Genomic DNA, 21,024 nt, shown 5'->3' with positions numbered 1-21,024 from the left:
CTGACACGCGGACAGAAATTGTGAGGACATGATTATGATGAATATTTATGATAGGTTGAAAGAACTGGGCATCACCCTTCCCCCCGCACCTGCGCCGGGCGGGCTTTACGCTCCGGTGCGGGTCGTGGGCAAGCTTGCGTTTGTCTCCGGCGCGGGTCCGGCGGTCATCAATGGGCGTACCTTCGCAGGCAAGGTCGGCGCGCAGGTTGGGCTGGAAGAAGCCTGTGAGGCCGCCCGCTTGTGCGCGGTCAACCTTTTAAGCATTTTGGAGGATCAAATTGGGCTGGACAAGGTAAAATCAGCGGCGAAGATCCTCGCATTCGTGCAGAGCGCTCCCGGATTTAACGACCAGCCGCAGGTGATCAACGCGGCTTCCCAGCTTCTGAACGATGTTTTCCCCGAATCCGGCGGTCACGCGCGCGCCGCGATCGGCGCGGCGGAGCTGCCGGGCAGCCTGCCGGTTGAAATTGAAGGTATTTTTGAGTTATATTAATTGTTACTCTGACAGAAAAGGATTGGTATTTACATGGATGAGTTCGCCTCTTACAAAGACATTCTGAGTTCGGTGATCCAGGTGCTCGCCTCCCATTTTGGGGAAACCAGTGAGTTTGTCCTGCACGACCTGACAAACGGATACGAAAGCACCATCTTTGCAATCGAGAATGGGCATGTCACCGGACGCAAGGTTGGGGACTGCGGCAGCAACCTCGGTTTGGAAGTCCTGCGCGGCACCGTCACCGAGGACAGGCGGCTCAACTATATCACCAAGACCAAAACCGGCCGCACGCTGCGTTCTTCCACCCTTTACCTGCACGACGAAAACGGCCGGATCAACGCGTCGCTCTGCGTCAACACCGATATCACCGACTATCTGTCTGTTGAAAACATGATGCAGTCGCTGATCAACATTGACAAGGACAGCTCGGTCAACGAGATGTTTGTGAGCGACGTGTCCGAGCTGCTCGAATTTTTCATGGGCGAATGCCAGAAAGAAATCGGCAAAGCAGCGGCGGACATGACCCGCGAAGAAAAGATCAAAGCGATCGAATATCTGGACAGCAAGGGCGTTTTCCTGATCAGCAAATCGGGCATCAAGGTCTGCGAGCTGTTCAACATCTCGAAATTCACCCTCTACAACTACCTCGAAATGATCCGGAACAAGCACGAAAGCGCTGAACGCAACGGGACTGGCGAGGACAATAAGGAGTGACCGTATGCTGGATCTCATGGATACCCCACGGGTCGTGATCGACCTTGATATTGTGGAACAAAATTGCAGGACGATGGCGGAATCGCTCGCACGGTATCATATCGCTTGGCGGCCGCATATCAAAACCCATAAAAGCGTCCTGCTGGCTAAAAAGCAGCAGGAATGCGGCGCCAAAGGGATCACCTGCGCAAAAATCGGCGAGGCCGAAATCATGGCGAACGCCGGTTTTGACGACATTTATCTGGCCTATCCGCTTATTGGGCAGGCAAAACTCACGCGGTACCTGGCCCTTTCCAGGCAGGTAAAACGGCTGCGCACCCTGGTGAACGACCTTTCCGCAGCAGAAGCGCTCGGCGCCGCTTTTGCTGCGGAGGGGCGCGAAGCACAGGTCCTGCTTGAAGTGGACGGACGTTTCGGACGCGGCGGCGTGCCGCTCGCAAGGTTTGAAGCGTTTGCGCGGGCGGCCGCCCGGATCAAAGGAATTCAGGTGGTGGGGGCGGCGAGCTTCTGCGGGAATTCCTCCCACATGGCCAATGAGGCAGACCGCCGCGCCGATGCGAAAATTGAAGCTGGCGACCTTTTGAAGGCGCGGGAGATTCTGCTCGCCTGCGGGCTCGAGGCATCTGTCCTCTCAAGCGGTTCCTCCGTCTCCTCGCGCTATCCGGAATGTCTCGCCGGGATCACCGAATCCCGCGCGGGCACCTGTATCTTCAACGACATGACCCATGTGTCCCTGGGGACGGTGCCGGTGTCCGCCTGCGCGGCCACCGTGGCAGCGACCGTCGTGACCCTGCCCGAAAAAGGCAAGGCGATCATCGACGCAGGCAGTAAAACGCTCTCGAGCGATCTGTGCGACCGTCCGGGTTATGGCTATGTGGTCGAGTATCCCGGCATCGAAATCCCCCGGCTCAGCGAAGAACATGGCTTCCTTGATCTGCCGGACGGGCTGGAGCTTCAGGTGGGGGAAGTCCTCCACATCATCCCGAACCACATCTGTCCGGTCGTCAACCTGACCGACAGCGCAATCTGTATCCAATCGGGCAGGGAGCCGTTTGTGCTTCCCATTGACGCACGCGGCAAAAATCGCTGATAACTTTCAAAATCCCGCATACACAAAATCAGGGAGTCGTCCTCTGCATGACGCGGAGGACGACTCCCTGATTTTTATTTGCACAGCTTTGCGAAATATCCAGCGCGGCATGGACGGCTGCGGCCGTTTTTTATCGTGCTGGTTTACTCCTGCTCCGTCGTATAAAGTTGTAACGGACAACAGATTTTCGGTTTTTCTTTTTGTAAATAGTTACATATATTTATTATTTTGCATTAAAATAATTACAAAAAGTTGTTCATCCTGTGGATTGACTTTCTATCCTTAACGAATTATCATGTAATTAGTTCAATAATTTATAAAATTGTAAGAAAAAAATTACAAACCATGCTTCTGTGTCACCGGCCGGACACAGCGCAATTAACAGGAGGAACAGACAATGTACGATGTGGTAAAAACCTATGAAAAAGTCAGCCCCGCGTGGCTCGAAAAGTATGCCGTGATTGAGGAAAGCGCCTCCATCAACGAGTGCATGGAGGTCAGCGGCGCGCTCAATCATGACTTTCGGCCGGTATGGCCGGGGCTGCGCGCCGTTGGCACCGCGCTCACCGTCCGTGCCCGCGCCGGAGACAACCTCATTATCCACAAAGCTATCACCATGATCAAACCCGGTGATATCCTGGTCATCGCCTGCGACGGTTTCCAGGAGTCCGGCGGCATGTTCGGCGGCATCATGAGCACCACTGCCAAAAAATTCGGCGCACAGGCGCTCATTATCGATGGCTGCGTACGCGATACCGTCATGATGAAAGAGGTTGGTTTCCCGGTCTGGTCCCGCGGCATCAGCATCAAGAGGAGCACCAAGCTCACAGGCGGGCAGATCAACGTCCCAATCGTCATCGGCGGTGTGCAGGTCAACCCCGGCGACCTCATCTTTGCCGACAACGACGCTGTCGTCTGCGTGCCGCGCGAACAGGTCCCCCAGGTCTATGAGGCGGCCATGGCACGGGAGGCTCACGAGGACAACATGCTCAAACGGGTGCTCAGCGAGCCTGAACTGTCCACGTTCAACGACACGTTCCGCGCCGCCTACACGGCGCTGGGCCTGCGGGAAGAACCGGACCCGGTTTAAATCATCCGGTACTGAGAAGGGAGTAGCACGATGGATCAAGACAAGAAAGCTTACCGTCAAAGCCTGTGTGTAGCTGGTGTGATCATGGCCTTTGCACTCGCGGCCTTTCTGCTGAGTCTGCCCATGCCCGACCATGCGCCGATTTTTCCCCGTATGGCGTCGGCGTTCCTGTTCGCCTGCGGCGCTGGCCTGATGGTAGGCGCCGTACGCCGTCACAGAAAGGGTCTGCCGCCGGAAACACCTGCCGTCGATTTTGGAGAAATGCAGAGCCCTCTGATTCTGCTGCTCTTGGTGGTGGTTTACGCGCTCGGCTTCAAGTATGTCGGTTTTTATGTAACAACACTTGTGATCGTGGTAGCCTCCATGCTGCACATGGGCATCCGTTCGGTCAAAACCATCGCTCTAGTCACAGTCATCCTGCTTGCGTTTCTGTTCTGGCTGTTCACCATACAGCTGGGCATTCACATGCCGCAGGGCATTTTGATTTAAGGAGGGCGCGTATATGCAAACAATTCTCGCTGAATTGTTCAGCCTGCAAACGATCCTAGCCCTCGTCGTGGGCACCTTCGGCGGCCTTGTGATCGGTGCGCTGCCCGGCCTGAGCGCCACCATGGGCATGTCGCTGCTTATCCCCATTACTTACAGCATGGACACCGTCCCGTCCATGGTCATGCTGGCCGCAATCTACTGCTCGGCCGTTTACGGCGGCAGCTTCTCTGCAATCCTCATCCACACGCCGGGCACACCCGCTTCGGCGGCAACCGCCATCGACGGCTATGAGCTCACCAAACAGGGGAAGGGCCTGCAGGCCCTTGGTGTATCCACCACCGCCTCGGTGATCGGCGGCGTCCTCAGCGTGCTCGCATTGCTCCTGATTGCCCCGCAGCTGGTCAAGGTGGCGCTCATGTTCAGTTCGCCGGAATATTTCCTCATCGCGATCTTCGGCCTCACCATCGTGGGCGGCCTGTCCGGAAAAAACCTGCTCAAAGGGCTTGTGTCCGCGGGATTCGGCCTTATCGTGGGCATGGTCGGCATGAACATCTTCCCCTATGCCCGCTACAGCTTCGGTAATCTAAACCTTTCCGGCGGCATCCAGCTGGTGCCCGCCATGATCGGCTTGTTTTCTCTGTCCCAGGTGCTCACCCTGTCCGAAAGCCGTCCGCGCGGCAAGGACCGGGAAACACACAAGCAGCAGCTCGACTCTGTGAAAGCACAGATTGCGGAAGTCTCCAAAATGAAAGGCCGCTTCTGGCCGACCTGGAAGATGCTCAAGCAGCTTCTACCCGCCATCCTGCGCGCTTCTATCGTGGGCATTGGCGTCGGCATCCTGCCCGGTGCGGGCGGGGACATTGGCTCCTGGGTCGGCTACAACAGCGCCAAGAACGCCTCCAAGGAAAAGGCACTGTTTGGCAAGGGCAGCCTCGAGGGAATCGCGGGAAGTGAAGCGGGCAACAATGCTGTCTGCGGCGGCGCGCTCATCCCGGCTTTGACGCTGGGTATCCCCGGCAGCGGCGCAGCGGCGGTATTTCTCGGCGCGCTGACCGTACAAGGTTTTTCCTCCGGCACGAATCTGTTCGGCAAGTATGCGGACATGACCTACTCCATCCTGTTGGGCTTTTTGGCCGCTAACCTGCTGATGGGGATCTTCGGCTGGCTGCTTTCCCGTTACGCAGTGCGTTTCGCGGCGCTGCCAAACGGCATCCTCATCCCGGTCATCACCGCCTTGTCGGTCATCGGCTCGTATGCCATCCGCAACAATATTTTTGATGTCTATGTCATGCTATTTTTCGGCATTGTCGGCTATCTGATGAAAAAGTTCGATTTCCCCGCGGCCCCCACCGTGCTGGCCCTCATCCTGGGGCCCATGGCGGAACGTAGCATGCTCACATCGATCCAGATGTGCAAGGGGAATATCCTCGTTTACTATTTCACCCGTCCAATTTGCGTGTTCTTTGTAATTCTCATCCTGTTTACGTTCCTTTCCCCGCTGCTTCAGAAAAGAAATCGGACAAAAAAGGAACGGCAGGCTGAACAAAGCGTTTAAATAAACAATACTAGGAGGTAACATTATGAAAAAGATCCTTGCGGCCGCGCTGAGCGTGGCAGTGCTGGCCATCTCCCTGACCGCCTGTTCCGGCGGCGCATCATCCTCCGCCGCGCCCGCGGCGTCAACCCCACCGGCAGCCTCCACGGCGGACAGCGCCGCCGATCCATCCGACGCTTACCCAGCCAAAAAAGTCACCCTGATCTGCCCGTCCGATGCTGGCGGCGCAATGGATCAGAACTGCCGGATGATGGCCCCTTATCTGGAGAAGCATCTGGGGGTTCCCGTTGAAGTCATCAATATGGGCGGCAGCGCCTGCTGGGTTGGCTGGAGCTATCTTTATAACGAAGCGCCCAAGGACGGTTCGTATATCTCCTACGCGAACTTCCCCAACATGATCACCGGTTACCTTGATCCGGCTAACACCACCGGGCTCAACAATACCAACTTTGACTTTCTTGAAATGTTCACCTCCGACATCAACGCCATCGTGGCCGCGCCGGGCGAGGACCGCTTCAGTGATCTCGAGAGCCTGCTCGAATACGCCAAGAACAACACCGTGACCATAGCGGATGCCGGCGCGCGCACCGATGACGCCGTCTGTGTGGCTCAGCTTGAGAAAGCCTCCGGCGTCACCTTCCAGCATGTGCATTTTGAAAACACCGCCGGTGGCATGGCGGCCATCCAAGGCGGCCAGGTCGACGTGCTCGTCTGTAACGTCAGCGAGGTCGGCGAGCCTATTGCAAGCGGTGCTGTCACCGGGTTAGGCGTTGTCGATACCCAGCGCAGCGATTTTCTGCCCGATCTGCAGTGCACCGGCGACCTCGGATATGACCTGTCCTGCTCGTCCAGCCGCGGCTTCATCGCCGCCAAAGGCATGGATGAAAGCGCCAAGGCTCTGATGAACAAGGCGCTGGCCGCAGCAATGGCAGATCCGGAACTGCTTGAAACCGCCACCACGGCGGGCGTGAATCTGGCCCCCATGGAGGAAACGGATTTCTCCGCCTGGGTAGAGCAGCAGAACGCGGCAATCGGCGCGATTTACGACATGCTGGACTGAAGGTTTCCGGCCTGGGCCTGCCTTTGAAACGGCAGGCCCATTTTTGTGTAACTAGTTTCAAAAAAAACAAGATTGTGCTATAATAGGCGCAGATCAGACGGCACATACCGTTTGCGCATGCCGCAAACGGCCCTTCACGTCATGGAAAAAGGCGCGCCATACCGCGCGCCGCATCAAAAAGGAGAGTCTGCCCATGGACGGCTCAGCTCAAACCCCCGAATACATCGCCCGGATTCATCTGCATTATAATAAGCTGCGCGGCACCGAGCAGAAACTTGCCGACTACCTGCTGGAACGCAACGTGGACGAAGCGCTCAACGACAGCGTCAAACAGCTTGCGCAGAACGCTCAGGTCAGCGTGGCCTCGGTGGTGCGTTTCTGCCAGGAGCTTGGTTACTCGGGCTACGCGGAATTCAAGCTGATGACCCGCCAGGTGGGCTTTCTGCCCACGGTGGGCAATATTGCGCTGGATGGAGACATGTCCGCCGCACAGCTCAAAAAAAACATCTGTGATTTTGCCAGTGTCAGCATTCAGAAATGCGACCAGAGCATCGACGACGCTCAGCTGGAGGCGGCCATCAATGTCATACGCAGCGCCAAGCGTCTGATGGTCTGCGGCATCGGCACCTCGGCAGGCATCGCAGTGGCCGCGGCCAACACCTTCATGAACCTGGATATCCCGAGTTTCCCGTTGTCGGAAGAGCTGCTCATGCTGCGCACCGTTTCGATGCTGAACAGCGGCGACGTGGTACTCGCGATCACCAACTGCGGATATGTAAAAGCGATTGTGGATGCCTTAAAGCTGGCCAAAGGCGCAGGCGCCACAACCATCCTTATCACTGGAGAGGAACAGTCCCTTGCGCAGAAATATACGGATTATGTGCTGCGCGCCAGCACATACGGCAATCCCAATGTCCTGGATATGCTGACGGTCACTTCCTGTCAGCTCATCACCATCCAGATTCTACAGGCGGGCTGTCTTGCGCGCAGCGATACAGCGGTGCTGGAGCGGGTGCGCAAAAATGCAAAGCTCGCGGAGATGACCCGTTACGCCACCTCTGTGCAGACGGTGAAAAAAGCCCGTGTGAAATACTGAAAATAAAAAGCAGGGGCCTGTGTAGTCTTACGCAGGCCCCTGCTTTTTCATCAGAGAATCACGCCGTCGCGGAAAAGGGAAATATCCTTGTATTCAAAGTCCTCATTTTTAGTGGTGCGGGCCCCGGACGCAACTTCCAGAAGGAAATCAAAAAGCTGCCGCGCGGCTGTGTCGAACGAAACCCCTTCCAGAACCTGCCCGGCATTGAAATCAATCCAGTGCTGTTTACGTGCATATAGGCGGCTGTTGGACGCGATTTTAATGGTCGGCACCGGGGAGCCAAACGGATTGCCGCGTCCGGTCGTGAAGAGCAGCAACTGTGCGCCGCTTGTCACCAGATTGGTGCAGGAAACGGCGTCGTTGCCCGGCCCGGTCAGCAGGTTAAGGCCATTTTTTTGAACCGGCTGTCCGTAATCGAGCACACCCACCACCGGCGCCCGGCCGCCTTTCTGAATGCAGCCGAGGGATTTTTCTTCCAGGGTTGAGATCCCCCCTTTTTTATTTCCGGGCGACGGGTTCTCGTAGATGGTTTGATGGTGGCGGGTAAAATAACCCTTGAAGCCGTTGATCAGTCCAACAGTCTCATCAAACGCCTCCCGGCTGGCTGCGCGCTCCATGAGCAGCGTTTCCGCGCCGAACATCTCCGGCACCTCGGTCAGGATGGTGCTGCCGCCGTGGCGGACGATGAGGTCGTTCACTCTGCCGCACAGGCCGTTCGCCGTAATGCCGGAAAACGCGTCCGAACCGCCGCATTTGAAGCCGACCACCAGCTTTTCCACCGGGATCGGTTCGCGCTTTGCCTGCGCTGCGTACCGAGTAAGTTGGTCGAGCAGCTCCATGCCAGCGGCATATTCATCCTCCGCCTCCTGGGCAACCAGGAATTTGACCCGTTCGGGGTCGTAATCCCCCAGCGCAGGAATAAATTCGTCCAGATTGTTGTTTTCACATCCCAGGCTCAGGACCAGCACGGCACCCGCGTTTGGATGGCTGACAAGCCCCTTGAGAAGGCGTTGCGTGCGCAGATGGTCCTCTCCAAGCTGGCTGCACCCCATGTTGTGTGGAAAAGCGTAGATCCCCTCCACACGGTCTCCGAACGATTCCCGCGCCCGCTTTTCCAGAATCTTCGCGGTACGGTTGACGCACCCAACCGTCGGGATGATCCACACCTCGTTGCGCACGCCGGCACGGCCGTCCTTGCGCGGATACCCCTGGAAGGCCGCCTCCAGGCGGGGGCCAAATTTCGCAGGCGCCGCCCCGTCCGGACGGTAGCTGTAGTCGACAACCCCTTCCAGATTGGTTTTGAGATTGTGCGTGTGAACATGCGCACCCTCGGGAATATCCACGGCGGCATGCCCGATCACATGTCCGTATTTGAAGACGTTTTCCCCAGCCGCGATGCGGCGTACCGCAGCCTTGTGGCCAAAGGGGATGTCGTCCCGCAGCAGGAGCGTCTTTCCCGCCACCATGTGGCTTTCCCCGGCCTTCAGTTCCCCAAGCGCGACCGCCACGCTGTCCTCGTCCGAAATGAGCAAAAGCCCTTTCTGTTCGTCCATGTCCGCCTCCTCCGAGAAATCCTTTCATGATTGTTTTTACAATGCAAGCTTTGGCTGATACTGTGTATGATGCGGAAAAGGGGCCGGGGACCCGCCAGACCGGCGGGTCCCCGGCCCCCAAAGAAAACGTGGATTAGAATTCCAGAATGACCTTGAGCATCGAATCCCCATGCTTGTCGAAATCTTCAAATGCTTTCACCGCGTCCGCGAACGGATAGCAATTGGTCACGATCCGGTCAAGGTCAACCCGACCGGATTTTACGATATCGATGAGCTCCATAAAGTCCTCTTTGACCGCGTTGCGGGAACCGTAAAGGTTGAGTTCCTTTTTCTGGATAAGCGAAAATTGGAATTCCAGCGGCTTTTTGCCAATGCCGATCACCACGACCTGTCCGCCGAACGCGGCCGCGTCAATGCAGTTCTGGAAGGTCGCCGGCAGCCCGACCGCCTCGACGGTCACATCAAAGCCGTTTGCGCCGGTGATTTCCTCGACCGCTTTGGCCAGCGCGTCCGGGCCATCGTTCAGGATGACTCCGTCGACACCGAAAGTTTTTGCGAATTCCAGCTTTTTCGGCGCCACATCGCAGATATAAACCTCACCGCCGAACAGCTTCGCGGAAAGCGCGGCCAGTACGCCAATCGTACCCGCACCGACCACCAGCACCTTCTTGCCTGGGCGCACCCGGGCGCGCTTGATGCCATGATAGCTGATGCAGAAAGGCTCGATCAGGGTCAGGGTTTTCGCGGGCAGCCCCTTGCCATCATAGATGCGCTCAACGGGCATGGTAATGTATTCGGCGAAAGCGCCTTCCCGCTGCACGCCCATCGTCTGGTTGTCGGTGCAGCAGTTGACCAGCCCGCGCTGGCAGGAATAGCAATGGCCGCAGTTGAAGTAGGGGTTCGCGGTGACGGTCATGCCTTTTTTTAGCCCATAAGCATTTTCCGCGACCTCCACGATCTCGGCGGAAAACTCATGGCCCGGAACGCGTGGATAGGAGGAATATGCCATCGTTCCGCGATAAGTCCCCAGATCGCTGCCGCAGATCCCGCCGTAAAGGAGCCTCAGGAGCGCTTCGCCCTCCCCCGGAACAGGGATTTCCCCCTCCCGCATCTGGGCCTTGAACGGCTCGTCAATTTTCAGGTATTTCATGTGTTAAGACTCCCAATCAATAAAATAGATCGACCATAAAGGTGGTAACAACCGGCACGAAGGTGATCAGCAGCAGACAGACGCCCATCTGTATGAAATAGGGAACCGCTTCCCGCAGAAAGTCCCGAATCTTACATCCGGTGACGCCGCAGCTGACGAACATGATGGTGCCCATCGGCGGCGTAATCGAGCCGATCGCCATGTTGAAGATGAATACAAACGCAAACTGGATATCGTGGATTCCAAATGCCCGCGCCATCGGTACCAGCAGCGGAACCAGAACGATGGTCGCCGCGTTGCCTTCGATGAACATGCCGACGATCAGCAGGAAGATGTTGATCAGGATCAGGAACAGGTACTTGTTATTGACGGTAGCGACAATCCATTCGGTGAGCATCTGCGGGATGCGCTCCTTGGTGAGCACCCATGCGAACGCAGAGGCCGCCCCAACGATCAGCATGATCGAAGCGGTGGTTACAATCGTTTCCTGCATGCCTTCCACCATATTTCTGGTGTTGAGACGGTGGTACATAAAGCCCAGCAGGATTGAATAGAGGATCGCAATCGCACCAGCCTCGGTCGGGGTGAAGATGCCCAGACGGATGCCGCCGATGATGATAACCGGCAGGCAGAGCGGCAGAGCCGCGTGCTTGAAGGCGCTGAGCTTTTCGGTGACCGGGATTTTATCGGTACGCATCGGCTTGTAACCGCGGCGGTGCGCGATAAAGGTGGTCAGGATCATCATGGTTACACACATGAGCAGCCCGACCGCGATGCCGGTCATAAATAGCTGCCCGATCGAGATATTCGCAATTGAGCCGTAGAGGATCATCGCGATTCCAGGGGGAATGAGCGGAGTGATCGTAGAGGAAAACGCGGTGACAACGGTGGAAAACGCTTTGCTCATGCCCTTTTTCTCCATCTCCGGGACGAGCATCTTCGCCTCCATCGCGGCGTCCGCCAAGCTTGATCCGGAAAGGCCTCCCATCAGGGTGGAAAGCAGGATATTCACCTGTGCCAGCCCGCCCCACATACGGCCGGTCAGCGCGCCGCAGAAGGCCATAATCCGTTCGGTGACGCCGGAATAATTCATAAAGACGCCAGCGCAGACGAAAAACGGTACCGCAAGCAGCGGGACGCTTTCCACGCCGGAAGCAAACCGCTGTGCAAGGATTTGGGAAGAAACGTTTGCCGACATCAAAAAATAGGTGCCGGAACCGGCAAGCACGGAAATGAATACCGGCACTTTCATAAAGAGGCAGAGCAGCAGAACGATCACGGATGCGGTAATCAGGGTATTCAAATCACTCCGCCTCCTTTTTTTCGGATTTTTTTTGCAGGAACAGTTCTTTTCCTTCGGTCAGGATAAAATTGATGCCCATCAGCACACACCCGATCGGCATGGCCGAATAGATGAGCGCATAAGGGATATGCAGCATGCTGGTGACGCGAGTGGTCCGGATCAGCTGATCCATCAGGTTGATCCCTTCCCGTGTAACCGCGGCAAGCACGATAAGGACAAAGAAAAATACGATGTAGCGCAGAACCTTCTGCACAGGTTTGGGGAACAGTTCAACCACAACTTCGATCGCCACATGTCCTTTGAGCCGGAAAGCGACGCTGCCGCCCATAAAGGTGGTCCAGACGATCAGCATCATCTGAACCTCCTCCAGCCAGGTGATCGGCTCATGCAGGAAATACCGCGCGACAACACCAACGCTTGTGAGGATAATCAGCGCGGTCAATGCCAGTCCGGATAGGGCAAAATCAAAATGCCACAAGGTGGACCGCAGGCTTTTCTCTTTCAAATCCATCTCCTCCTGATGTTGCCAGGCGGGGGAAACCCCCGCCTGGCAGCTCTTACATGGTGTGTCAGGCGTTCATGATCTCCTGGATCCGGTCGTAAAGGCCAGGGGTCCAATCGGCAAATTCCGGCATGTCATAGAAACTTTTTGCGGCTTCTTTCCATTCGTTATAATCGATCTCGGTGATGGTGCAGCCTTCCGCCTCGAACGCCGCAAGCAGTTCGGCATCCTTTGCGGCGGCCAGCTCGTTTTGGTATTCGCCCGCGTCCACAGCGGTTTCAACCAGCAGCGCCTGCTGTTCTGGGGAAAGGGTATTGAAGAAATCAATGCCGCAAACCTGGATGTTGATCGTCTTCATGTGGGCGTCGAGCAGAAGGTATTTCGCAACTTCCTGATATTTGTTGCCGTAGATGGTCGGCAGCGGATTCTCCAGGCCGTCGATGGTGCCCTGCTGCAGCGCGGTGTAAACGTCGCCCAGCGCCATAGGCGTGGGGGATGCGCCAATCGCTTCAAAGCCTTTGACGAATGCGGTGGCCTGCGGGACGCGGATCTTCATGCCTTTGATATCGGCGGGATGTTCGACCTTGTTCTTGGTGATGGTGTGGCGGTCGCCGTAACGCCAGTTTGCCGCCAATACCTTAATGCCTTTCTCTTCAAGCAGCGCTTCCTGCTCTTTGAACCAGTCGCTTGCAAAGATCTTGTCCATCTGTTCCCAGGTCTCGCAGAGATACGGCGCCTGGATGATCATCAGGTCCTTGACGCCCAGGTCCGCGAAATAGGAAACGTCGGTGGAGGTGACGACCGCGTCGCCAGTGAGGCACTGGTCAATGGTGTCCTTGGTGGAGCCGAGCTGGTCAGACGGGAAAACGTTCATGGTCATGTTGCCGCCGCTGCGCTCGGAAATGGTTTTTGCCCAGTATTCATGCGCGATGCCGTAGGGCATGTCGATGGTCGGGCCGAAGCCGACGTCAATGGTGACCGCAGGCGCGTCAATCTGCGCGGCTTCGCCGGCAGGCTCGGAGCCTGACGTTTGGGAAGCGGGCGCCGTGCTTGAAGCCGGGGCGGCGCTGCTGGCGGAATTCTCACCGCCGCAGGCGGCCAATGAAGTGACAAGCATTGCGGAGGCCAAGACTGCTGTAAGGATTCTTTTCATAATTCTCCTTCTTTCTGAAAACTTTACATTTTCCCTTTTTAAACGGATATTTATTTGCACGCTTCCTTTAATGTTTCAAAGGAACGCCTTGCAGACTCTTCGGAATTGGGGAATAGGAACGATTCGACCGAAAGCGCGCGGTCGTAGCCGATGTCGCGCAGGGCCCGCACCGTTTCTTTGAAATCATAGTGGGCGTGACCCGCATACCAGCGATCGCTATCCGCGATATGACAGTGACCGATGAGCCCCCTGGCGGCGCGGATATTTTCCCCTGGATGGGTTTCTTCAATGTTCATATGATAGGTATCGATGTGCAGTTTGAGGTAATCGGTATCGTAATCCTTGATAAATTCCACGCCTTCCGCAATCGTATTGAGAAAATCACTCTCGTAACGGTTGAGAATTTCCAGCACCAGCACAACTTTATGCGCCTTGGCAAAATCCACCAGCTCATGCAGGCTCTCGGAGAGATGCCGCATGCAGGCCTCTTTGCTGGAAGCGTCCCGGATCATTCCCTTGATAAGCCCGATGATCACGACCGCGTCGTAGTCCTGCGCGGTGACGATGTGATCCTTCATCCGTTCCACCGCCCCGCGGCGGCTGTCCGGGTCGTCGCTCGAAAGGCTCAGGTGGTCCTCGGCGTAGGCCGAACCGGTCCCGATCGAGGAAAGGGTGATTCCATTTTCGTCAAAAAGTTTTTTGAGCGCCGCACGGTCGAGCTCGGCCGAATTGTGGATATGCAGTTCCATGGCATCATAGCCGATTTGGGCCGCTGCCGGGATCATCTCGTCGTAGCTTCCGCGGAATACAAGCGGCGCAAACTTCCCGGCCTGGTTCTTTCCTGTGACTGCAAGTTTCATTTTGTTCTCCTCCTTAGAATCCGTAGGCGAGCGCGCCGCCGTCAACCGCAAAGTCCTGTCCGGTCAGATAGGTGGAAGCGCCGGAAAGCAAAAACAGCATCATATTTCCGATGTCCTCCGGCGTGCCAAAACGGTCCATCGGGAACTTGCGCCATGCGGCTTCCTTTCGGTCAGGGTTCTTTTCAAACATATCGGCATTGAGCTTGGTCAGCACCCAGCCTGGCGCTACGCTGTTGACGAGGATATTGTCATGGGCCCATTCCGTGGCCAGCCCGCGGGTAAGGCCCAGCACGCCGGATTTGGTGATGCAGTAAGGCACAACGCCGTTAAATCCCATATGCGCGCCCATAGAGGAGATGCTCAGAATCCGTCCGATGTATTTGGACTGTTTGAGGTAAGGATAACACATCCGGCAAAGCTCGAACAGGGTTTCCAGGTTGATGTCCTGGATTTTTTTATAGCGGTCCATGTCAAATTCCTCTGCGCGCTGCTTATGTGTGATGCCCGCATTGTTGATGAGAAAATCTAGCTGGCCTTCCTTTGCGACAATTTCCTCGATCACTTTTTTACAAGCTGCGCGGTCGGTGAGATCGACCTTCACAAAGCGGACCTTTTCATTGAATTGTTCTTCATCCGCGGGTTCTCCGACATCGAGATCATAGACGGTCGCGCCGGCCTGGCTGATGATGCGGGCAATCCCCGCGCCGATTCCGCGGGACGCGCCGGTCACAATTCCGACATGGCCTTCCAGGTTAAACAGGCTGTTGACAAATTCTGTGCTGTTCATGGGATACTCCTCCTTCAAAACGTAAGGACAACCTTACAGGCGCCGCTGTCCCTGTCGGCCAGCGTGTCAAACGCCTTTTGATATTCTGTGATCGGGAACACATGGGTGACCAGCCGGTCAATCCGATCGATTCTGCCCGGAAGCGATGCGACAATATCCGGAAATTTCCCATTCTGGTTACGAGTGCCCGCGATGGTGATCTCATTCTTGTTGACCGGCATGAAATTTACAGGAATTGGCTGCGCGCCAAAGGTCATCGGCACAAACCGCCCGCCGGGAGAAAGCAGCCCGATCGACTGTTCGGTAAGCTTGGGGACGCCGGAGGCCTCGAAGATGACGTTTGCGCCTTCTCCGCCGGAAATCTCCATGACGCGTGCGCCCAGGTCCTCTTTCATGGGGTTGACCGTATATTTTGCACCGAAACAGGGGGCCATCCCGAGCCGCTTCTCATTGACCTCTGAAACGATGACTGTCGCGCCGCGCGTATGTGCGATGTCGCAGACAATGAGCCCGATTGGGCCGGCTCCATGCACCAGTACGAGGTCACCCGGCAAGGTGTCCGCACGGTAGTTGGCCTGCGCGCCAACGGTATAGGGCTCGGCGACCGCCGCCTGCACCGGCGTTAGGCTGGGATCGTATTTGTGCAGCTGGCTGCGGTCAACCACCATATATTCCGCAAAGGTTCCGTCCTCATGCACGCCCGCGACCACGATGTCCGGGCAGATATTATATTTTCCGTGGCGGCAGGCATAACATCTGCCGCAGCCGCGGATCGGTTCGATGACCACCCCGTCACCCACTTTGAGATCGGCAACCGCCGCGCCGGTTTTCTCAACGATGCCGCAGCCCTCATGGCCAATGATGCGGGGATAGGTGACATAGGGATGCGAACCGTGCAGGATATGTACATCCGAACCGCAGATCCCGGCCGCTGTGATCCGGACCAGCACCTGGGTGTCGTGTTTGATCGCCGGGATTTCCGTTTCGACCAAACGCATCTCATTCGGTGCGAAAACCTGTAAAGCCTTCACGGTTATTTGACCTCCTTCAGGAACTCTTCCTTAAAGGTAAAGCCCCAGCCCGCGCCTTCGCGGGGATAAGCGTAACCGTTTTCGATCCGCATGGTATTGTCGATGATGCCGTCGATCCAGTCGAACGACTCAGCGCCGTAGACTTTCGGGACGGTGCAGAGCAGCGGCACGTCGTAATCCTTGTAGTAGTGCGGCAGCGCCGGGATGCCATAAGCGTTGGCCAGCGCGACCGAGTTGCGCCATTCTTCCACGCCGCCGATGCGGATCAGATCGGGCTGCCACATATCGAGGGCGTTGCGGGCAATCAGCGCCTTGAGCGCCTCGCAGTTATATTCGCGTTCGCCCATGGCAAGCGCAATGCCGCATTTGCTGCGCAGCAGCTCGTATCCGGCGAAGTCGTTGTGCACAACCGGCTCCTCGAACCACTGGATACCGATGCCGCGGGCTTTTTCCGCCAGTTCCAGCGCGGTCGGGACATCCATGCCCTGATTTGCGTCCATCATAATCTTCACACCGTCACCCAGCGCCTCACGGCACTTTTTGAGACGGTGCAGGTCGTGAGCAACGCCGTCCTTCGAGCCGACCTTGATCTTCACAGCGGTGAATCCGCGGGATTTATAATCAAGCACCTCTTCGAGCAGCTCCTCGTCCGAATAGGAGATCCAGCCGCCGCTGCCGTAAACCGGGATCTTCTGCACGCTGGCCCCGAGGATTTTATGAACCGGCGTGCCGAGCGTTTTGCCCCAGGCGTCCCACATGGCGACGTTCAATGTTGCGATCGCCCATTTTTGGATTCCTTCATGGCCGAAATATTCCGCTTCCTTGTCGTAGTCCATTTTGACCTTTACCGTCTCATAGGCCTGATAACCGTGCTCCAGCACAAATTTTTTAAGGTCTTTGAGCGCTCCCTCGATCGCACCGGGGGAATAGTGGAACGAAAGCAGATAACCCTGTCCTGTCACGCCGCTCTCGAGCTCGACTTCCAGCACATAGAATGCGATTTTGCTGATCGTATGGGTGGAATCTGCGATCGGCTTGGTGAGGGTGGAAACCGCGCTGTAGATCTTTACGTCTTTGATGCTGTGTTTCATTGTTTGCCTCCTAAAACTTTGCACAATTTTAACATTTATTGTTAATGTTTTATCATGCTAATTTTCTTGTGATATAAATTAAATATTCAACTGATATATCTGATTATTGCAGAGAATGGGTCTCTTAAAAAGTCTCCAGAATCTCCTGAAATTTATAGTACCCAATCGAAATCTTGCGGGAACTGCGGATATGTTCCAGCACAGCGTTGCGTACCCGCTCCTGATCCTGTGAAAGCAACGCGTCGATAATGTCGATATGTTCCTGAGTTGCATTATCCTGCTCTTTATGAGTCGGCCGGGATGTTTTGATACGCAGTCTCTGGCTGTGGTCATAAACGATCGTCATGATATTGCGCAGAAAACGGTTGTTGCAGTAATCCAGCAGGCTCATATGCAGTTCGCTGTCGTATTCAATGAAATACTGGATCAGCTCCTGTTCGGTCAGCCCTTCCGGCGGATTGGCGAAAGCATTGCGCCGGATCAGCAGCCAGTCGCGCTGAATCCGCTTGCAAGCTTCGCAGGCAATGGCCGGTTCATTCAGTTCACGCATCTGGTAGATTTCATGCACCAGATCCGGGGTAACCTCGCTGACGATCGTCCCCTTGCGCGGATAGATATAGACAAACCCTTCCTTCTGCAGGCGCTGAACCGCTTCCCGTATGGGGGTGCGGCTGATCTCCAGCTCCTTTTGCAGGGCATCTTCGGAAATGTCGCTCAAGGGCGGGAGAGCTCCGCTCAGTATTTTCTTTTTGATCTCCGCATAAGCCAAGTCTGTTTTGCCGCTCGTCATACTTCACCCTCATATATTTCAAGGTATTCATCTTATATATATCTGATATATCTATCGCTGATGTCTTAAGTATAGCCCTTAAAATTGAAAAAACAATTCGCAAAAGAAACAAAAAAACGTCAAATTTTTTTACAATTCAAATTTTTAAAGCCGCAGATCCATTTTTAAATGAAAAGCTGCCCGGCTAAGCCGGACAGCTTTTTTGGCTTTGTTGCAGTACCCTGCCCCTCAGTTCATCAGCAGCGACGGCAGGAAGGTCACCAGAGGCGGGAAAAACACACAGAGCAGTACGACCGTGGCCAGAAGGATGATAAACGGCCAGATATGGCGGCAGATCTCGCTGAATTTGCATTCCGCGATCCCCGATGTCACATACAGGAGAACCCCGACCGGCGGCGTCACCTGCCCAATCAGCAGCGCGATCACCACGATCACCCCAAAGTAAATCGGGTGGAAGGAATAGGTGGAGCACACCTGGACAAGCACCGGCGCCACCAGGATCATGGCTGCGAGTACCTCCACAAAGCAGGTCAGCACCAGCAAAAACAGGATGATCAGCAGCAGGATGATGATCGGATTATCGCTCAGCGTGGTCAGCATGGCCACCGTCTTCTGCGGGAACTGGACGATTCCCATCAGCCAGCCGAACGGGCCGGCCAGCCCGGCGATCAGCAGCACCGTGGAGGAGGTGAGCGCGGCGTTTACAAAGATCCTGCCCAGATCTTTCAGCCGAATTTCCTTATAGACAAACATGCCGACAAACAGGGCGTAGACCGTTGCCGCGATCCCGGCCTCGGTGGCGGTAAAGATGCCGGAGATGATCCCTCCAATGATGATCACCGGCATAAACAGCGCCAGGATCGCATGTCTAAAGCTGGTCCACAGCTTTTTAAAACCCACAAATTTTCCGGATGCCCGCAGGTATCCAAACTTCGGGCGGGTGCTCAGAAAGATCACCAGGCACATCATCGACACACCGATCAAAACACCCGGAATCACCCCGCCCATGAACAGCGCGCCGATCGACACGCCGGTGAGCGATCCGTAGATGATCATATTCATGCTCGGCGGGATAATCGGCCCCATCGTCGCGGCGGACGCCTGCAAGGCTGCCGTCCAGCCCTTATCATAACCCTTGCTGCGCATGGCGGGGATCAGGATCGATCCGCACGCCGCCGCATCCGCGACCGAGGAACCGGAAACGCCCGCGAATATCATGCTGGAAAGGATCGAAACCTGCGCCATATTTCCACGGAAGTGCCCCACCGCGTCCGAGGCAAACTGCACCAGACGCTTGGAAATCCCGCCGGAACTCATCAGCTCCCCGCTGACAATGAAAAAGGGGATTGCCAGCAGGGAGTAGCTGTCCAGCAGGTTATAGGTGCGCTGAACCACAACCTCCAGCGGAAAACCCGCGCCGCCGAACAGAAGCGCAAAGATGGAGGCGAGCCCCATACTGTATGCAATGGGGGCTCCGAGCAGCAGCAAAACCACAAAAGATACAAAAAGGATCGGAAGCAAAGTTATCCCTCCATTGCCGTCTTTTTCACATATTTCCCATACATATCCACCAGGGTATAAAACAGCATCAGCACCGCGCCCACCAGGACGCCCAGATAAACATAGCTCAATGGGATGCGCACCGTGCTGGAGATTTCCCCCGCAGCCAGCCGCATCATTTTCGGCGTGTAGGCGATAAACACCCCGAACAGAAATACCGAGAGCAGGTCGACGGCCAATCCTACCGCCTTTTTGAGCCCCGGGTTGAACTTTGTGATCAGAACATCCGCCACGACATGTTTTTTCAGGCGGACTCCGTACGCCGCCCCGATCATGACCATCCACAGGAACAAATATTTGGACAGCTCATCCGCCCAGACGATTGGCATGCTGAAAAAATACCGGGAGATGATCTGCGCCGTACCCACCAGCAGGATCAGTGCGAAGAAGATTACCAGCAGGGCGCAGACCACTTTGTCAACCACATTTGCAACCTTATTCATAAACATTTCCCTCTTTCGGCGCGGCGGCCCGTTTGTACAGGCCGCCGCAATGGCATGTCACGTGCCGCAGCGTCACTGAGCGATGATCTTTTCGTAATATTCGGTCAGGCCGTTTTCGGCACAGTAGGACTTGTTAAACTCGTTACAGGCGGCGGCGAAGCTTTCGGTATCCACCTCGACCACATTCATACCGGTGGATTTCAGTTCTTCCAGTTTCTCCTTTTCCTTAACCGGGGCGGTTTCACGATGCACGGCCGCGGCTTCCCGTCCCGCTTCCAGGATATCCTGCCGGACCTTTTCGTCCAGCTTCTCAAAGGATTTCTCGGACATATAAAGGGCGATCGGGCCGTTCATATGGTTGGTGAGCATGAAGTTCTTCGCGACTTCGTCGAAGCCGTTGGCCAGCGTGGTATCCGCATCATGCTCGTAGCCGTCGATGACATGGGTCTGCAGGGCGGTATAGATTTCGCTGAAGCCCATCGGCGTGGGGTTCATGCCCATCGCCTGCATCGAACCAATATAGACCGGGGATTCAATGGTGCGGACTTTGAGATTCAGTTTCTTAGCCTCGTCCAGATTGGTGAACACCTTATCGCCGACTGTGACAACGCACCGGGAGCCAAAGGACGCGCTGTAGCCAAGGATACGCACACCGGATTCATCCAACAGCTTTTGGGCCAGCGTCTGACCGATTTCACCGTCCAGCACGGCGAACATCTGGTCGTAATTCTTCCAGATATATGCCAGATCCAGTACGCCGAGGTCGGAGCAGAGTTTGGAATAGTCGGCGGTGCCGGTGACGTTCAGATCGATCGTGCCCATGCGCAGGCCTTCCATCAGGTCACGGCTGTTTCCGAGCTGCGAGCCCGGGAAGATGTCAACCTGGATGTTGCGTTTGGCACAGGCTTCTTTAAACGCTTCAGAGAAGATGGTCGCCACATTTTCCTCCGCGGACTGCACGTGGCCCAAAGTCAGGGTTACCACCGGGTCGGTCCCGCTGTCCGAAGCCGCATCCCCGGAGGGGGCTTCGCTTCCAGCCGAAGCGGCGGGCTGGGAGGCCGGCGCGTTCGCGGGCGCAGTGGAGGAGGAAACGGTGGCGCCGGAGACGCATCCGCTTACGGCAACAGCAAACATTACGATGATCGCCAGCAGAGAGGTCAGCCGTTTATACGATTTGTTCATAATCATTCTCCTTCATCAATCTCAGCAAA

At 56.0% G+C, this 21,024-nt stretch carries 21 protein-coding genes; 8 read left to right on the top strand and 13 right to left on the bottom strand.

The genetic code is table 11. The features are described from left to right. Positions 1 to 34 precede the first annotated feature (34 nt). From BN4275_RS07380 to BN4275_RS07345, 8 genes are all read left to right on the top strand, one after another. Positions 35 to 493 (top strand): RidA family protein, encoded by a 459-nt coding sequence (locus BN4275_RS07380; protein ID WP_242863609.1) that lies wholly within the window; start codon positions 35 to 37, stop codon positions 491 to 493. A 33-nt stretch (positions 494 to 526) separates the two neighbouring features. Then, the gene (locus BN4275_RS07375; RefSeq protein ID WP_066456132.1) at positions 527 to 1,210 is read left to right on the top strand and encodes a helix-turn-helix transcriptional regulator; all 684 of its coding nucleotides are present in this window, start codon (positions 527 to 529) and stop codon (positions 1,208 to 1,210) included. A 4-nt stretch (positions 1,211 to 1,214) separates the two neighbouring features. Continuing rightward, on the top strand, positions 1,215 to 2,300 hold the full coding sequence (locus BN4275_RS07370; RefSeq protein ID WP_066456131.1) for an alanine racemase: 1,086 nt from the start codon (positions 1,215 to 1,217) through the stop codon (positions 2,298 to 2,300). Between the two features lie 397 nt (positions 2,301 to 2,697). Then, entirely contained in the window at positions 2,698 to 3,390 is a 693-nt protein-coding gene (locus tag BN4275_RS07365) for a 4-carboxy-4-hydroxy-2-oxoadipate aldolase/oxaloacetate decarboxylase (RefSeq protein WP_066456128.1), read from the top strand. A 30-nt stretch (positions 3,391 to 3,420) separates the two neighbouring features. After that, a complete protein-coding gene (locus tag BN4275_RS07360) occupies positions 3,421 to 3,879 on the top strand; it encodes a tripartite tricarboxylate transporter TctB family protein (protein ID WP_066456126.1) in 459 nt (152 codons plus the stop codon). A 13-nt stretch (positions 3,880 to 3,892) separates the two neighbouring features. Next, entirely contained in the window at positions 3,893 to 5,434 is a 1,542-nt protein-coding gene (locus tag BN4275_RS07355; protein WP_066456119.1) for a tripartite tricarboxylate transporter permease, read from the top strand. A 25-nt stretch (positions 5,435 to 5,459) separates the two neighbouring features. After that, positions 5,460 to 6,494, top strand: a complete 1,035-nt coding sequence (locus BN4275_RS07350; RefSeq protein WP_066456117.1) for a tripartite tricarboxylate transporter substrate binding protein — start codon at positions 5,460 to 5,462, stop codon at positions 6,492 to 6,494. Between the two features lie 193 nt (positions 6,495 to 6,687). Beyond that, a complete protein-coding gene (locus tag BN4275_RS07345; protein WP_066456114.1) occupies positions 6,688 to 7,590 on the top strand; it encodes a MurR/RpiR family transcriptional regulator in 903 nt (300 codons plus the stop codon). Positions 7,591 to 7,640: 50 nt separating this feature from the next. On the opposite strand, the gene BN4275_RS07340 is transcribed toward BN4275_RS07345, so the two are convergent. The 13 genes from BN4275_RS07340 to BN4275_RS07280 all read right to left on the bottom strand — a co-directional run bounded on the left by BN4275_RS07340 (position 7,641) and on the right by BN4275_RS07280 (position 20,995). Beyond that, positions 7,641 to 9,143, bottom strand: a complete 1,503-nt coding sequence (locus BN4275_RS07340) for a UxaA family hydrolase (RefSeq protein ID WP_066456111.1) — start codon at positions 9,141 to 9,143, stop codon at positions 7,641 to 7,643. Positions 9,144 to 9,276: 133 nt separating this feature from the next. After that, entirely contained in the window at positions 9,277 to 10,293 is a 1,017-nt protein-coding gene (locus BN4275_RS07335; protein ID WP_066456109.1) for a zinc-binding alcohol dehydrogenase family protein, read from the bottom strand. Between the two features lie 16 nt (positions 10,294 to 10,309). Beyond that, complete coding sequence (locus BN4275_RS07330; protein ID WP_066456106.1) at positions 10,310 to 11,596, bottom strand: TRAP transporter large permease; 1,287 nt, start codon at positions 11,594 to 11,596, stop codon at positions 10,310 to 10,312. Position 11,597: 1 nt separating this feature from the next. After that, positions 11,598 to 12,101 (bottom strand): TRAP transporter small permease, encoded by a 504-nt coding sequence (locus BN4275_RS07325; protein ID WP_158572954.1) that lies wholly within the window; start codon positions 12,099 to 12,101, stop codon positions 11,598 to 11,600. A gap of 64 nt (positions 12,102 to 12,165) precedes the next feature. Further along, complete coding sequence (locus BN4275_RS07320; protein WP_066456100.1) at positions 12,166 to 13,251, bottom strand: C4-dicarboxylate TRAP transporter substrate-binding protein; 1,086 nt, start codon at positions 13,249 to 13,251, stop codon at positions 12,166 to 12,168. A 50-nt stretch (positions 13,252 to 13,301) separates the two neighbouring features. Further along, positions 13,302 to 14,111, bottom strand: a complete 810-nt coding sequence (locus BN4275_RS07315) for a sugar phosphate isomerase/epimerase family protein (protein WP_066456099.1) — start codon at positions 14,109 to 14,111, stop codon at positions 13,302 to 13,304. A gap of 13 nt (positions 14,112 to 14,124) precedes the next feature. After that, positions 14,125 to 14,898, bottom strand: coding sequence for an SDR family NAD(P)-dependent oxidoreductase (locus tag BN4275_RS07310; protein WP_066456098.1), 774 nt, complete (start codon positions 14,896 to 14,898; stop codon positions 14,125 to 14,127). Positions 14,899 to 14,912: 14 nt separating this feature from the next. Continuing rightward, on the bottom strand, positions 14,913 to 15,929 hold the full coding sequence (locus tag BN4275_RS07305) for a zinc-dependent alcohol dehydrogenase (protein ID WP_066456096.1): 1,017 nt from the start codon (positions 15,927 to 15,929) through the stop codon (positions 14,913 to 14,915). A 2-nt stretch (positions 15,930 to 15,931) separates the two neighbouring features. Then, a complete protein-coding gene (locus BN4275_RS07300) occupies positions 15,932 to 17,020 on the bottom strand; it encodes a mandelate racemase/muconate lactonizing enzyme family protein (protein ID WP_066456094.1) in 1,089 nt (362 codons plus the stop codon). A gap of 124 nt (positions 17,021 to 17,144) precedes the next feature. Next, on the bottom strand, positions 17,145 to 17,810 hold the full coding sequence (locus BN4275_RS07295; RefSeq protein WP_066456091.1) for a GntR family transcriptional regulator: 666 nt from the start codon (positions 17,808 to 17,810) through the stop codon (positions 17,145 to 17,147). A 228-nt stretch (positions 17,811 to 18,038) separates the two neighbouring features. Further along, positions 18,039 to 19,331 carry a TRAP transporter large permease gene (locus tag BN4275_RS07290; protein WP_066456089.1) on the bottom strand — a complete coding sequence of 431 codons (1,293 nt, stop codon included), beginning with the start codon at positions 19,329 to 19,331 and terminating at the stop codon, positions 18,039 to 18,041. A 2-nt stretch (positions 19,332 to 19,333) separates the two neighbouring features. Then, positions 19,334 to 19,813, bottom strand: coding sequence for a TRAP transporter small permease (locus tag BN4275_RS07285; protein WP_066456087.1), 480 nt, complete (start codon positions 19,811 to 19,813; stop codon positions 19,334 to 19,336). Between the two features lie 72 nt (positions 19,814 to 19,885). After that, positions 19,886 to 20,995, bottom strand: a complete 1,110-nt coding sequence (locus BN4275_RS07280; protein WP_066456084.1) for a TRAP transporter substrate-binding protein — start codon at positions 20,993 to 20,995, stop codon at positions 19,886 to 19,888. Positions 20,996 to 21,024 lie beyond the last annotated feature (29 nt).

Origin of the sequence: Anaerotruncus rubiinfantis (genome assembly GCF_900078395.1) — a bacterium.
GTDB lineage: Bacteria > Bacillota > Clostridia > Oscillospirales > Ruminococcaceae > Anaerotruncus > Anaerotruncus rubiinfantis.
The sequence above is the reverse complement of the archived record's forward strand: the minus strand, read 5'-3'. Positions and strand labels throughout refer to the sequence as shown.

Excerpts from the sequence above, each read along its gene's own strand:
- BN4275_RS07380 (WP_242863609.1), top strand. The coding sequence starts at position 35 with ATGATGAATATTTATGATAGGTTGAAAGAACTGGGCATCACCCTTCCC.
- BN4275_RS07375 (WP_066456132.1), top strand. The coding sequence starts at position 527 with ATGGATGAGTTCGCCTCTTACAAAGACATTCTGAGTTCGGTGATCCAG.
- BN4275_RS07370 (WP_066456131.1), top strand. The coding sequence starts at position 1,215 with ATGCTGGATCTCATGGATACCCCACGGGTCGTGATCGACCTTGATATT.
- BN4275_RS07365 (WP_066456128.1), top strand. The coding sequence starts at position 2,698 with ATGTACGATGTGGTAAAAACCTATGAAAAAGTCAGCCCCGCGTGGCTC.
- BN4275_RS07360 (WP_066456126.1), top strand. The coding sequence starts at position 3,421 with ATGGATCAAGACAAGAAAGCTTACCGTCAAAGCCTGTGTGTAGCTGGT.
- BN4275_RS07355 (WP_066456119.1), top strand. The coding sequence starts at position 3,893 with ATGCAAACAATTCTCGCTGAATTGTTCAGCCTGCAAACGATCCTAGCC.
- BN4275_RS07350 (WP_066456117.1), top strand. The coding sequence starts at position 5,460 with ATGAAAAAGATCCTTGCGGCCGCGCTGAGCGTGGCAGTGCTGGCCATC.
- BN4275_RS07345 (WP_066456114.1), top strand. The coding sequence starts at position 6,688 with ATGGACGGCTCAGCTCAAACCCCCGAATACATCGCCCGGATTCATCTG.
- BN4275_RS07340 (WP_066456111.1), bottom strand. The coding sequence starts at position 9,143 with ATGGACGAACAGAAAGGGCTTTTGCTCATTTCGGACGAGGACAGCGTG.
- BN4275_RS07335 (WP_066456109.1), bottom strand. The coding sequence starts at position 10,293 with ATGAAATACCTGAAAATTGACGAGCCGTTCAAGGCCCAGATGCGGGAG.
- BN4275_RS07320 (WP_066456100.1), bottom strand. The coding sequence starts at position 13,251 with ATGAAAAGAATCCTTACAGCAGTCTTGGCCTCCGCAATGCTTGTCACT.
- BN4275_RS07315 (WP_066456099.1), bottom strand. The coding sequence starts at position 14,111 with ATGAAACTTGCAGTCACAGGAAAGAACCAGGCCGGGAAGTTTGCGCCG.
- BN4275_RS07310 (WP_066456098.1), bottom strand. The coding sequence starts at position 14,898 with ATGAACAGCACAGAATTTGTCAACAGCCTGTTTAACCTGGAAGGCCAT.
- BN4275_RS07300 (WP_066456094.1), bottom strand. The coding sequence starts at position 17,020 with ATGAAACACAGCATCAAAGACGTAAAGATCTACAGCGCGGTTTCCACC.
- BN4275_RS07295 (WP_066456091.1), bottom strand. The coding sequence starts at position 17,810 with ATGACGAGCGGCAAAACAGACTTGGCTTATGCGGAGATCAAAAAGAAA.
- BN4275_RS07285 (WP_066456087.1), bottom strand. The coding sequence starts at position 19,813 with ATGAATAAGGTTGCAAATGTGGTTGACAAAGTGGTCTGCGCCCTGCTG.
- BN4275_RS07280 (WP_066456084.1), bottom strand. The coding sequence starts at position 20,995 with ATGAACAAATCGTATAAACGGCTGACCTCTCTGCTGGCGATCATCGTA.